This window comes from Nocardia sp. NPDC051321 (assembly GCF_044455225.1).
GTDB lineage: Bacteria > Actinomycetota > Actinomycetes > Mycobacteriales > Mycobacteriaceae > Nocardia.
In genome coordinates, this window is sequence record NZ_JBITEM010000012.1 from 119101 (window position 1) to 132379 (window position 13279).

Annotated in this window: 13 protein-coding genes; 12 read left to right on the top strand and 1 reads right to left on the bottom strand. The window is 66.7% G+C overall.

The features are described 5' to 3' along the window. Positions 1–22 precede the first annotated feature (22 nt). From ACIA8C_RS28340 to trmD, 7 genes are all read left to right on the top strand, one after another. Positions 23–1006: an LLM class F420-dependent oxidoreductase gene (locus ACIA8C_RS28340; RefSeq protein WP_397139853.1), complete on the top strand. Its 984-nt coding sequence runs from the start codon at positions 23–25 to the stop codon at positions 1004–1006. A gap of 61 nt (positions 1007–1067) precedes the next feature. Next, a complete protein-coding gene (locus tag ACIA8C_RS28345) occupies positions 1068–1805 on the top strand; it encodes a class I SAM-dependent methyltransferase (protein WP_397139854.1) in 738 nt (245 codons plus the stop codon). Between the two features lie 78 nt (positions 1806–1883). Beyond that, positions 1884–2435, top strand: a complete 552-nt coding sequence (locus tag ACIA8C_RS28350) for a dihydrofolate reductase family protein (RefSeq protein ID WP_397139856.1) — start codon at positions 1884–1886, stop codon at positions 2433–2435. Positions 2436–2788: 353 nt separating this feature from the next. Continuing rightward, positions 2789–3229 (top strand): 30S ribosomal protein S16, encoded by a 441-nt coding sequence (gene rpsP, locus ACIA8C_RS28355; RefSeq protein WP_397139858.1) that lies wholly within the window; start codon positions 2789–2791, stop codon positions 3227–3229. Further along, positions 3229–3471: an RNA-binding protein gene (locus tag ACIA8C_RS28360; RefSeq protein WP_011210690.1), complete on the top strand. Its 243-nt coding sequence runs from the start codon at positions 3229–3231 to the stop codon at positions 3469–3471. Before rpsP ends, ACIA8C_RS28360 begins: the two co-directional genes overlap by 1 nt. Then, positions 3472–3996, top strand: coding sequence for a ribosome maturation factor RimM (gene rimM, locus ACIA8C_RS28365; protein WP_397139860.1), 525 nt, complete (start codon positions 3472–3474; stop codon positions 3994–3996). Between the two features lie 89 nt (positions 3997–4085). After that, a complete protein-coding gene (gene trmD / locus ACIA8C_RS28370; RefSeq protein ID WP_397139862.1) occupies positions 4086–4775 on the top strand; it encodes a tRNA (guanosine(37)-N1)-methyltransferase TrmD in 690 nt (229 codons plus the stop codon). Here the strand turns inward: trmD and ACIA8C_RS28375 are convergent. Beyond that, positions 4772–5632: a LuxR C-terminal-related transcriptional regulator gene (locus ACIA8C_RS28375; RefSeq protein ID WP_397139864.1), complete on the bottom strand. Its 861-nt coding sequence runs from the start codon at positions 5630–5632 to the stop codon at positions 4772–4774. The genes trmD and ACIA8C_RS28375 overlap by 4 nt on opposite strands. Positions 5633–5720: 88 nt before the next feature. On the opposite strand from ACIA8C_RS28375, the gene ACIA8C_RS28380 reads away from it, so the two are divergent. The 5 genes from ACIA8C_RS28380 (at position 5721) to ACIA8C_RS28400 (ending at position 13202) form a co-directional block, all read left to right on the top strand. Beyond that, positions 5721–7340: an AMP-binding protein gene (locus tag ACIA8C_RS28380; RefSeq protein ID WP_397139866.1), complete on the top strand. Its 1620-nt coding sequence runs from the start codon at positions 5721–5723 to the stop codon at positions 7338–7340. Continuing rightward, positions 7340–8965 carry an AMP-binding protein gene (locus ACIA8C_RS28385; RefSeq protein ID WP_397139868.1) on the top strand — a complete coding sequence of 542 codons (1626 nt, stop codon included), beginning with the start codon at positions 7340–7342 and terminating at the stop codon, positions 8963–8965. Before ACIA8C_RS28380 ends, ACIA8C_RS28385 begins: the two co-directional genes overlap by 1 nt. A gap of 110 nt (positions 8966–9075) precedes the next feature. After that, positions 9076–9543: a hypothetical protein gene (locus tag ACIA8C_RS28390; protein ID WP_397139870.1), complete on the top strand. Its 468-nt coding sequence runs from the start codon at positions 9076–9078 to the stop codon at positions 9541–9543. Between the two features lie 320 nt (positions 9544–9863). Then, on the top strand, positions 9864–12281 hold the full coding sequence (locus ACIA8C_RS28395; protein ID WP_397139872.1) for a Tex family protein: 2418 nt from the start codon (positions 9864–9866) through the stop codon (positions 12279–12281). A gap of 24 nt (positions 12282–12305) precedes the next feature. Continuing rightward, positions 12306–13202, top strand: a complete 897-nt coding sequence (locus ACIA8C_RS28400) for a hypothetical protein (RefSeq protein WP_397139874.1) — start codon at positions 12306–12308, stop codon at positions 13200–13202. Positions 13203–13279: the final 77 nt, after the last annotated feature.

Here is a 13279-nt window from a genome sequence, read left to right on the forward strand (position 1 = left end):
GGCACGCGTATGGTCGGGCGGTATGAGCATTCGTCTCGGTTATCAGATGCCTAACTTCAGCTATGGACAGTCGGTTTCCGAGCTGTTTCCGACGGTGGTGGCGCAGGCCAGGGAGGCTGAGGCGGCGGGGTTCGACACCGTGTTCGTGATGGACCACTTTTATCAGTTGCCTGGTATCGGTACGCCGGAGGATCCGATGTTGGAGGCCTATACCGCGTTGTCCGGGATTGCTGCGGCTACTGAGCGAATTCAGTTGTCCGCCTTGGTGACCGGTAATACTTATCGTAATCCGGCGTTGCTTGCCAAGACCGTTACCACGCTCGATCTGGTCAGTGCGGGTCGTGCGATCCTTGGTATCGGTGCGGGCTGGTTCGAGCTGGAGCATCAGTCCTACGGCTTCGAATTCGGTACCTTTACCGATCGGTTCGAGCGCCTTGATGAGGCGTTGCAGATCATCCAGCCGATGCTGCGCGGCAAGCACGCCACCTTCGACGGCAAGTGGTATCACACCGACAACGCGATCAACGAGCCTCGGCTGCGTGACGATCTGCCGATCCTGCTCGGCGGTGCCGGCGAGAAGAAGACCTTCGCGTTGGCCGCCCGCTTCGCCGATCACCTCAACATCATCTGCAATGCCTCGGAACTGCCGAAAAAGATGGCGGCACTGCACCAGCGCTGTGCCGAAGTCGGCCGCGATCCGTCCACCTTGGAGGTCAGTTACCTGTGTTTCCTGATGGTCGACGAGGACGGCGATCAGGCGCGCAAGGAACAGCGGGACATGCTGCGCGGCATCGGCGTAGATGTGGACGCGCTCTCCGAGGAAGAACGCAAGCAGAGCATCGCCGATCGGCAATTCGCAGGCTCGCCCGATGAGGTTGCCGAGCAGTTGCAGACCAGGGTCCTCGACCACGGCGTGCAGGGCATCATCGTCAACATGATCACCAACGGACATCAGTCCGGCGCGGTCGATCTCGCCGGACGCACGCTCGCTCCGCTGGTCCGTTGATCGCGGCAGCCCTGAAAACTGTTGGGGCGCGAAAAATTCAGAGCTCGATAGAATCGACCCTGTGACGACGACCACATCGCGGCGAGCGTCCTACGGCTTCGACGCGCCACCCATCATGCTCATGCTCGGCGTGCTGGCGATCGGCTTCCTGATCGCCGCGATCGCCAACGCGCTGGACGGCAACATCGTGCCTGCGTGGCTGACCTTCCTGATCGGCCTCGTCATGGCCGCCCAGTTCGGACTGTTCCTGCATGCGACCCGCCGCGGCAAGTTCCGCGCGTGGGACGGCCTGCTCGACGATTTGGGCCTGCGCGGCGACGAGCGCCTGCTCGATCTGGGCTGCGGCCGCGGCGCGGTGCTGCTCGCCGCGGCGAAGCGGCTGCCGGAAGGACGTGCGGTTGGCATCGATCTGTGGCGTTCGGTCGACCAGTCCGGCAACAGCATCGCCACCACCGAACGCAACGCGGTCGCCGAAAACGTCGCCGACCGCATCGAATTGCACACCGGCGATATGACCGCGCTGCCGTTCGGCAACGACGAATTCGATGTGATCGTCTCCAGTCTCGCCATCCACAACATCAAGGCGTCCGCCGGCCGGGCCGCTGCGGTGCGTGAGGCGCTGCGCGTGCTGCGCCCCGGCGGGCATCTCGTGCTGGTCGATATCGGCCGGACCGGCGAATACGAGACCACCCTCACGGCCAACGGCGTCCGAAGCCTCACCGCCCGTTCGCTCGGCTGGCAGCTGTGGTGGGGCGGGCCGTGGACAAAGACCCGCGCCCTCACCGCCGCGGCCCCTTAGGAGTTTCTTCCGGCACCGATGAATTCAGTTGTCGCATCGCGTCTTCTCTCACAGAGGTTTCCCACCTGAGGAGTAGCGATGCGGGATCTGATCGTCACCGAGAACATCACCCTCGACGGGGTGATCGAGGCCGCGGATTGGTTCAACGTGGCCAACGCCGAGGGGGTGGATCAGTCCGACATCACCGAGGCGTTGAACGCGCACATGGCCAGTTCCGATGCGGTGCTGTTCGGGCGGGTCACCTTCGAGCAGATGCGCGGATACTGGCCGAACCAGACCGACGACACCAGCGGCGTCACCGACCACCTGAACAAGGCGACGAAATACGTCGTATCCAGCACACTCGAAGCTCCGGAGTGGGCGAACACGGTGATCCTGCGCGGCGTCGACGAGATCCGCGCGGTGCAGGACCAGCCGGGCAAGGACATCGTGGCGACCGGCAGCATCCAGCTCGTCCACGCACTCATCGCCGCCGACCTGGTCGACGAGTACCGGCTGTTCGTCTACCCGGCGGTCGAGGGCAAGGGCGAGCGGCTGTTCGCCGAGGCGCTGGAGATTCCGGTGCTGCGACTCGTCGAGACGCGCCCGTTCAACTCCGGCGTCGTTTTGCTGCGCTACCGCCGGTCGTAGTCCTCAGGCGAGTATCGTTGGGAGCCGTATTCAAGATGGCCGACTGATCTCGTGAGGACATGGGTAACTCGTCGGGGACCGGCTAACTCACCACTTTTCCGCACCGTCAGCCGCCGACGCTACAGGCGACGCACCTGAGTCTGGCCTGAAGTCCCGGAGAGGCGGAGGGGCGCGATTTCAGGTGAACGCGGCCCGTCTGGCACAATGAACAACCGTCCTTCCGGACAAGTGTCAGCCCGTCTCCGGTTACGTACCGCGCGGCGGTCACACACTCCATGCGCTAAACCGGGCTCGCAGACCGTGCGGGTCGCTGAATTGCGCCGTGACCAACCTACGAAAGAGGCAGAACAAGCATGGCTGTTCGCATCAAGCTCACCCGCTTGGGCAAGATCCGCAACCCGCAGTACCGCATCGTCGTCGCCGACGCGCGCACCCGCCGGGACGGCCGGGCCATCGAGTCCATCGGCCTGTACCACCCGAAGGAAGAGCCGTCGCTCATCGAGATCGATTCCGAGCGCGCTCAGTACTGGCTCGGTGTCGGCGCGCAGCCGACCGAGCCCGTCCAGCGCCTGCTGGAGATCACCGGCGACTGGCAGAAGTTCAAGGGCCTGCCGGGCACCGAGGGCACGCTGAAGGTCAAGGCCGAGAAGACGTCCAAGCTGGACCTGTTCAACGCCGCGCTTGCCGCCGCCGACAACGCCCCCACCGGCGAGGCCACCACCCCGAAGAAGAAGGCCGCCAAGAAGGAAGAGGCCGCCGCCGAGGCGCCCGCCGCTGCTGAGGCCGCCGAGTAATGAGCGCTGTTGTGGCCGATGCCGTCGAACATCTTGTTCGCGGCATCGTCGCCAATCCCGATGACGTGCGTGTCGAGCTGATCACCGGCCGCCGCGGACGCACCGTCGAGGTGCACGTGCACCCCGACGATCTGGGCAAGGTGATCGGTCGCGGTGGTCGTACCGCGACCGCGCTGCGCACCCTCGTCGCCGGCATCGGCGGCCGGGGTATCCGGGTCGACGTGGTCGACACCGATCAGTAGATGGAACTTGTCGTAGGACGGGTCGCCAAGTCGCACGGCGTGCGCGGTGAGCTGGTCGTCGAGATACGTACCGATGAGCCGCAGGCCCGGTTCGCGCCGGGCAACACGCTGCGCGGGCGGCTGGCGCGATCCAAGGAAGTCCGCGACTTCACCGTGGAGTCGGCCCGAGAGCACTCGGGCCGGCTTCTGGTGTTTCTCGCCGGTGTCGGCGACCGGGACTCGGCCGACGCGCTGCGCGGCACGCTGTTCTTCGTGAACAGCGAGGACCTGCCGCCGTCCGGCGACCCGGACGAGTATTACGACCACGAACTCGAGGGGCTGACCGTTCAGCTCACCGACGCCACCGTGGTCGGCACCGTGCGCGAGGTGCTGCATTCCGCTGCGGGAGAACTGCTTTCGGTGACAGCCGCCGAAGACGGCCGGGAGATCCTGATCCCGTTCGTGAACGCCATCGTGCCCAGCGTGTCGCTCGCGGACCGGCTGATCGTCATCGATCCGCCCGAAGGCCTCCTCGACCCGGAATAAGTGGGTCGGCACCTAATTTGTGACCGGGTGCCGCGCCTGCCCGGCCGACGTATACCTACTCGATGTCCCGCAGAGCAACGGGGGATTACATGAAACTCGATGTCGTCACTATCTTTCCGGAATACCTGGAACCGTTGCGAACCGCGTTGCTGGGCAAGGCAATCGATAAAGGCCTGATCTCCCTCGACGTGCACGACCTGCGTGGCTGGACCCACGACGTGCACAAGTCCGTCGACGACTCGCCCTATGGCGGTGGACCGGGCATGGTCATGAAGCCCACCGTGTGGGGCGACGCACTCGACGAGGTCTGCCCCGACGACGCATTGCTCGTCGTCCCCACGCCCGCCGGCGTCCCGTTCACCCAGGAAACCGCGCACCGCTGGGCCGCCGAGGACCACCTCGTCTTCGCCTGCGGCCGCTACGAAGGCATCGATCAACGCGTCTTCGACGACGCCGCCCGCCGCGTCCGCGTCGAAGAGGTCAGCATCGGCGACTACGTCCTGATCGGCGGCGAGGCGGCCGTCCTCGTGATGACCGAGGCGGTAGTCCGCCTGCTTCCCGGCGTGCTCGGCAATCAGCAATCCCACCAAGAGGATTCGTTCTCCGACGGCCTCCTCGAAGGCCCCAGCTACACCCGCCCCGTCACCTGGCGCGACCTCGAGGTCCCCCCGGTCCTGCTCTCCGGCGATCACGCGAAGGTCGCCGCCTGGCGCCGCGAACAATCCCTCGAACGCACCCGAGCCCGCCGCCCCGACCTGCTCCCCGAGGCGGACCGCTAAGGAAGCAAACCGTGGCGGCGCGCCGTGACGACGGCCTCGTGGCGGGAATGCGCGTCCAGCTTGGTCATGGCGTTGCGGAGATAGCTCTTCACGGTCTCGGGGGCGAGTGAGAGACGTTGGGCGGCTTCCTGATTGGTGCAGCCGAGGGCGATCTGAGACAGGACGTCCAGTTCCCGGCGAGAGAGGCGGGGCGCATCCGGAAGCGGGTCGCCGACCATCACTCGGATCAGGCGTTCGCAGACGGTGTGCAGGCGGTCACGGAGCTGGTCATCGCCGGCGGACCGGGCCATGCCGCGGAGTTCAGCGTGGATATCGCGGAGTTCCTCGGCGACGGCGGGGACCGTGTCGGAGGTGGGGATGGTCGTCTCGAGCAGACGCAGGCGGCGGTCTACCTCGTCGCGGATGGTGATTTCGGCCCCGAGGCGGCGCCCGGCTTGCACGACCAGGTCGGCGGTGCGGTCGCCGAGCGGGCTCGCGCTGCGGGTGGCGGCGTAGAGGACGGCGCGGGAGCGTTTGTCGACGACCACCGGGACGGCCACGATCGAGCGGAGTCCTTCGCCGGAGACCGGGCCGTCGTAGTGGTGGGTGATGCTGGAGGTATTGACGTAATCGGTGACCGAGGCGGGGCGCCCGGAATCCATCACCCGGCCGCCGAGGCCCGAGGTGCGGAGCACGGAAAGGCCGCGCAGCCCGTTGGTGAACGTGCCGACGAATTCCGACAGCAACAGCGCGTCGTCGTGTACTTCCCCGCCGAACGCCACCGGAACGCCGGCCGCGCCCGCTACCCAGCGGATCTCGGCGCGCAACGCGTCCGCGTCACGCGGTCGCAGCAGTGCGGTGTGGGTGCGTTCGGTCATCGGACTCACCCCTTTTCGGGGGTAGTAGCGGATTCGGTGTGACCCACATCCTATTGGGTGAGCTGGATCACGATGAGGAGTGGCGAAGATGGGTACCGACCTGAATCCCCGGGTGCGCGAACTGCTGGACATGTACGACCGGCCCGACGCGTCCGCGGCGGAACTGCTGTGCGATCGGCATCCCGCCGACGGCGTCGCCTTCACCATCGTCGAGCGCGATCTGTCCTCGATCGATCTCACCTACGGCGAACTGCGCGAGCGGTCGACGCGTTTCGCCGCGGGGTTGGCGGAACTCGGGGTCCGGCAGCACGACCGGGTCGCGACGTTGATGACGAAATCCACCGACCTGGTGGTGGCGTTGCTCGGGATCTGGCGCCTCGGGGCGGTGCATGTTCCGCTGTTCACCGCGTTCGCCCCGCCCGCCATCGCATTCCGCCTGGAAGCGAGCGGCACGTCGATCGTCATCGCCGATGCCGATCAGGCGCCTAAGCTGGCCCCCGGCCCGGACATGCCCGCCGACGCGTCGTGGCAGGTCATCGTCAGCGGTGACACGCCCGAGGGCACGCTTGGCATGGCGGACCCGCTTGCCGACGACTCACCCGGTGCACCGGTGGCGGTCGGTGGCGACGGACTGCTGGTCGAGCTGTTCACCAGTGGCACCACCGGAACCCCGAAGGGTGTGCCGATTCCGCTGCGCGCGCTGGCATCGTTCCAGGCGTATCAGGAGTTCGCCCTGGATGTTCGCGCCGACGACGTGTTCTGGAACGCGGCCGATCCCGGCTGGGCCTACGGCCTGTACTGGGCGATCATGGCCCCGCTGGCCAGCGGCGTCCGCAGCATCCTGCTGCACGCCCCCTTCTCGCCGACCCTCACCTGGCAGGTGCTGGAGCGCTTCGGCGTCACCAACTTCACCGCCGCCCCGACGGTGTATCGCGCACTGCGCGCCGACCGGACCGGACCGCAGCTGCATGCCACGCTGCGGCGCGCCTCCTCCGCGGGGGAGCCGCTGACCCCCGAGGTCGTCGCCTGGTCGCTGGAGCATCTCGGCGTCGCGGTGCGCGACCACTACGGGCAGACCGAGCACGGCATGCTCATCTGCAATTCCTGGCACGAGGCGCTCGACGCCGATGTCCCCGCGGGCTCGATGGGCCGATCGCTGCCCGGCTGGACCTGTGCGGTGCTGGCCGACAACGCCGACACCATCGCGCCGACCGGTGAGCTCGGCCGCGTCGCCATCGACACCGAGAACAGTCCACTGCTGTGGTTCCTCGGCTATCTCGATGCCCCGGAACGCACCGCCCAGCGCTACACCGCAAACGGACGCTGGTACCTGACCGGCGACGCGGGCTCGCAGGACGAGAACGGCTGCTTCCGTTTCTCCGCCCGCGACGACGACGTGATCATCATGTCCGGCTACCGCATCGGCCCGTTCGAGGTGGAGAGCGTGCTCTTGCTGCACGAGCAGGTCGCCGAGGCGGCCGTCGTCGGCATGCCGGACGAACTGCGCGGCGAGGTGCTCGAGGCCTTCGTGGTGGTGCGCGACGGATCCGCGGTCGGCACCCGGCTCGAGGCCGAGTTGCAAAATCTGGTGAAGAAGAAGTTCGCCGCGCACGCCTACCCGCGCACGGTGCACTTCCTCACCGAGCTGCCGAAGACACCGAGCGGCAAGGTGCAACGATTCGTGCTGCGGCAGCGGGGAAACAAGTGATGTCGAACCCGAGCTATGCGTCCGGCACCTCGGACACGCCGCTACTAGGTGACACCATCGGCGGCAACCTGGACCGCGCCGTCGCCACCTTCCCGGACCGGGAAGCGTTGGTGGACAAGGCTTCCGGTCGGCGCTGGACCTACCGCGAGCTCGGTGCCGCGATCGACGCGCTGGCCACCGGCCTGGCCGCGCGCGGCATCGGGAAGGGCGACCGGGTCGGCGTCTGGGCGCCGAACTGTGCCGAGTGGTTCTTCGTGCAGTACGCGACGGCGAAGATCGGTGCGATCCTGGTCAATATCAACCCGGCCTATCGCACCAGCGAGCTGGAATACGTGTTGCGCCAGGCGGGCGTGCGGGTGCTGGTAGCGGCGCCGGAGTTCAAGACGTCGAACTATGTCGCGATGATCGAGCAGGTCCGGCCGAACTGTCCCAAGCTGGAGCAGGTGCTTGTGCTCGGCACACCGGAGTGGGAAGCGTTGGCGCAGACGGCGATCGATGCGGACCGCTTAGCCGTGCTCGCGGCGGAGCTATCCATCGATGATCCGATCAACATCCAATACACCTCCGGCACAACGGGTTTCCCGAAGGGTGCCACGCTGAGCCATCACAACATCCTGAACAACGGCTTCTTCGTCGGCGAACTGTGCGGCTACACCGACCAGGACCGGATCTGCGTGCCGGTGCCGTTCTACCACTGCTTCGGCATGGTCATGGGCAACCTGGCCAGCACGAGTCACGGTGCGACAGTGGTGATCCCGGCACCGGCCTTCGATCCGAAGGCGACGCTGGCCGCCGTCGAGTCCGAACGGTGCACCTCGCTCTACGGCGTGCCGACCATGTTCATCGCGTTGCTCACCGAATTGGATTCCGCGACACCGGATCTGTCGAGCCTGCGCACCGGCATCATGGCGGGTTCGCCCTGCCCCGTCGAGGTGATGAAGCGGGTGATCGACCGGCTCGGCATGCACGAGGTGTGCATCTGTTACGGCATGACCGAAACCTCGCCGGTCTCCACCCAGACCCGCCGCGACGACGGCATCGACCGGCGCACCGCCACCGTCGGCCGGGTCGGCCCGCACCTCGAGGTCAAAATCGTCGACCCCGCAACGGGTCTCACGATGCCGCGCGGCGAGCCTGGCGAACTGTGCACCCGCGGCTACTCGGTGATGCTCGGCTACTGGAACGACGAGGCCAGGACCGCCGAGGCCATCGACGCGGCCCAGTGGATGCACACCGGCGACATCGGCGTGATGGACGACGACGGCTACCTGGCGATCACCGGCCGGATCAAGGACATGGTCATCCGCGGCGGCGAGAACGTCTACCCGCGCGAGATCGAGGAATTCCTCTACACCCACCCCGACATCCTGGACGCCCAAGTGATCGGCGTGCCCGACCCGAAGTACGGCGAGGAGCTGATGGCCTGGGTCCGGATGCGCGAGGGCGCGCCGTCGTTGGACGCCACCGCCGTCCGCGAGTTCTGCGCGGGCAAGCTCGCGCACTTCAAGATTCCGCGCTATGTGCACGTGGTGGACGAGTTTCCGATGACCGTTACCGGCAAGATCCGCAAGGCCGAAATGCGCGAGCTGTCCCGAGCGCTGCTCGGGTTGCCGGACGAGACCTGATATCGGGTGCCCCGATTAATGCGGTCATGTGACTTGCCGATGTAACACATAGGGTGAGACAAGGTCGTTCGTCGGGGATCTGATTTTTATCTGGTCGCGAAAGGTCTACAATGTCAATCGGTTCGTTTTCACGTGTCCTGTCCTGCGTAATCGCCAGTGCTGCACCATTGCTCGCGCTCGCACCGGCGGCCGTTGCCGCGCCGGACAGTCCGTACAGCTGCTCGGGTCTGTATCTCACCAGCGATGGCTCTGCAGAAGTGGAATCATGCATTTACGCGGAGAACGGTGTGCCGAGGGCATTCGGTGGACTCAATATCAAAAATGATTCCATCAACAATAAGAATTGCACCATGGTCGTTACGGTCGTAGATAAAGACGCTTATGCCGGCGGCGGCACCAACGAACGAGTCGCCACCAGCGGTCCGTTCCCGTGCCTGAACGGCAGGTACCCGTCGCCGCCATTGACGGTGGACGCGGTATTCGCCAAGCCGGGGCATCGGTATGTCAGCTTCACCGCTGTCACCAAGAACGGTCAGACGTTCAGTCCTATCTACAGCCCGGAACTGGTCCTGCAGTAAGCGATTCGGCTCATGCGCTGGCACCGATCCAGACTGAGCATGCTCGGTTTGGATCTGTGCGTGCGCCGACTCGCGATTCTGGCATCATCGAACCAGGACACGCCGAACTCGACACGGGACAACTGATTTCTGGAGAACATGGGTAACTCACCGGGTACGTCCAGAACATACCGGGAACCAGACCGTCGGCCCGGTGCGAAACTGCCGGGGCACCGACGACCGGCAGAAGACGCGGAGAGGCGGGGGAGCTAGTGTCTCGGGACGTGACGACAGCGCCCGAGACCGTTAGTGCAGAGTCCGACCCCGCCGTGCTTCCACCCGTGACGTCCTCCGGGGTCGTGAGCCAGGCCAGCGTGAACCGTCGCATCGCCGACGAGCTCGCGGTGCGGGAGAGCCAGGTGCGTGCCACCGTCGAGCTGATCGACGGCGGCTCGACCGTGCCGTTCATCGCGCGATACCGCAAGGAGGTCACCGGCGGTCTCGACGACGCGCAGCTGCGCCTACTCGACGAGCGCCTGCACTACATTCGCGAACTCGACGAGCGCCGCGGCGCGATCCTCGAATCCATCCGTGGCCAGGGCAAACTCGACGACGCGCTGCACCAGCAGATCATGCTCGCCGAGACGAAGGCCCGGCTCGAGGATATCTACCTGCCGTACAAGCCGAAGCGACGCACCAAGGCGCAGATCGCGCGCGAGGCGGGCCACGAGCCGGTCGCCGACGCGCTCATCAACGACCCGACCACCGATCCCGCGCAGTACAACGCCGAGCAGCTCGACGGCGCGCGGTCGATCCTGGTCGAGCGTTTCGCCGAGGACGCCGACCTGGTCGGTGAGCTGCGCGAGCTGATGTGGAACCGCGGTCAGATCAAGTCGACCGTGCGCCCGGGCAAGGAAGAGGCGGGCGCCAAGTTCGCCGACTACTTCGAGTTCGACGAGCCGTTCACCAAGCTGCCCTCGCACCGGATCCTCGCGCTGCTGCGCGGCGAGAAGGAAGACGTGCTGTCGCTGCATCTGGAACCGGATACCGAAACCGAATCGTCTGGTCGCTCCGCAGGCTCCGCTCCCGGCGAGCCGGGCGAGCGATCCATCTACGAGGGCCGAATCGCGATCAAGTTCAATATCGCCGAGAAGGGCCGCGCCGCGGATTCCTGGCTGCTGGACACCGTCCGCTGGGCGTGGCGGACCAAACTCCAAGTGAGCCTTGGCATCGACACCAGGATGCGGCTGCGGCAGGCGGCCGAGAAGGACGCCGTCGACGTGTTCGCGGCGAACCTGCGCGACCTGCTGCTCGCCGCGCCCGCGGGCACCCGCACCACCATGGGCCTGGACCCCGGCTACCGGACCGGCGTGAAGGTGGCCGTCGTCGACGCCACCGGCAAGGCGGTAGCCACCGAGGTGATCTACCCGCACAAGCCGCAGGGGCAGACCGAGAAGTCCCTCGCCGTGCTCGGCGCGCTGGTCGCCCGGTTCGGCGTGGAGCTCATCGCCATCGGCAACGGCACCGCGTCACGGGAGACCGATGCCCTTGCCGCCGAGCTGATCTCGCGCATTCCGGAGAACAAGCCGACCAAGATCGTGGTGTCCGAGGCGGGCGCGTCGGTGTACTCCGCGTCGGCGTACGCCACCCAGGAACTGCCGGACATGGACGTGTCGCTGCGCGGCGCGGTTTCCATCGCGCGCCGCCTGCAGGATCCGCTCGCCGAGCTGGTGAAGATCGATCCGAAGTCGATCGGCGTCGGCCAGTACCAGCACGACGTGTCCGAGACCTTGCTGGCGCGTTCGCTTGGCGCGGTGGTGGAGGACGCGGTGAACGCCGTCGGCGTCGACGTCAACACGGCCTCGGTGCCGCTGCTGTCGCGGGTCTCCGGCATCGCCGGATCGGTCGCGGAAAGCATTGTCGCGCACCGGGATCAGCACGGCCCGTTCCGCAGCCGGACCGCGCTGCTCGAGGTGCCGCGGCTCGGCCCGAAGGCGTTCGAGCAGTGCGCGGGCTTCCTGCGGATCCGCGGCGGCGACGACCCGCTGGACACCTCCTCGGTGCACCCCGAGGCCTACCCGGTGGTCCGGCGGATCATGGAATCCACCGGACGCGACATCACCGAGGTCATCGGCAACACCACCGTGCTGCGCGCGCTGCGCGCCGACGAGTTCACCGACGAACGCTTCGGTGTGCCGACGGTGACCGACATCATCACCGAGCTCGAGAAGCCGGGCCGCGACCCGCGACCGGAGTTCAAGACCGCGGAATTCGCCGCGGGCGTGGAGAAGGTCGCCGACCTGGAGCCGGGCATGGTGCTCGAAGGGGTGGTCACGAACGTCGCCGCCTTCGGCGCGTTCGTCGATATCGGCGTGCACCAGGACGGACTCGTGCACGTTTCGGCCATGTCGCACAACTTCATCAAGGATCCGCGCGAGGTGGTGAACACCGGCGACGTGGTCAAGGTGAAGGTGCTCGAGGTCGACGTCGCCAGGCAGCGCATCGGGCTGTCGCTGCGGCTGGACGACGAGCCGGGCGCCACCGCGAAGGGGGAGAACCGGCAGCGTGGTCAAGCTGATCGCAAGGGCGGGGCGCCCGACCGGCAGAATGGACAGGGCAAGAACCAGCAGGGCCGCAGCCAAGGGCAACGGACTCAGGGCCAAGGCCAGGCGCGCGGCGGCGGCAACCAGCGCCGCAACGCGCCCGCGCCGACCGGTTCGATGGCGGACGCGTTGCGCCGGGCAGGTTTCGGACAGTAGGTCGGACGGAGGTTTCAGGCGGCCATGCGACGATGGCTCGATGAGGATGTGATCGCGCAGGGCAGGCTTCCGCTGCTGTGCTTCCTTCTCGGATTCATCGTCGGCTTCCTGTTGATCCGGCTCAGCGTCCGGCTGATCCGCAAACAGGTGCGCTGGTGGCCGGGCAACCTGCGGTCCGGCGGGGTGCACATCCACCACATGGTGTTCGGGGTGATCCTGGTGCTGGCGTCCGGCGTCGGCATGGTCACCCTCTACCAGACCGCAGGCACGACAACGGCCGCCGTGCTTGCCGCGGCCTTCGGCGTCGGTGCCGCCCTCACCCTCGACGAATTCGCGCTGATCTTCTACCTGCGCGACGTGTATTGGGAGGAGCAGGGGCGGACCTCGGTGGACGCGGTGTTCGTCGCGCTCGCGGTTACCGGGTTGCTGCTGCTGGGTTTCCATCCGCTGTGGTTGCTCGACATCAACGACTTCCGCAGTGACCCGAGCATCGAAGTGCGGGTGTTCGTCGTCTTCTTCGCGTTGGTGAACCTCGCGCTCGCCGCGATCGTCATCGCCAAGGGGAAGATCTGGACCGGCTTGTTCGGCATGTTCTTCCTGCCGCTGCTCTTTGTCGGCGCGCTGCGCTTGAGCAGGCCGGGCGCGCCGTGGGCGCGCTGGCGCTACTCCGATCGCCGCCGCCTCATGTACCGCGCCATCGTCCGCGAACGGCGCTACCGCCGCCCCGTCATCCGCGCCAAGATCTTCGTGCAAGACCTGGTCGCCGGTAAGCCCGACGTCGAACACGTCCTCACCGCCGCCGAGGCGGAGCTGACTCGCACCGTCGTGCCCGCCCCACCGGCACCGCACCGCCACCACCTCTCACTGTTCCCCTCGGACCACGAACCCGAGCCGGTGGCCAGCACCCCGGACCGCGACTGAGCCCAGCCGACCAGCGCGAAGTGGCCTGCCGCGCGCTGGTTGTGCCGCGCGCTGCTTGTCGTACCGCGCGCGAATTG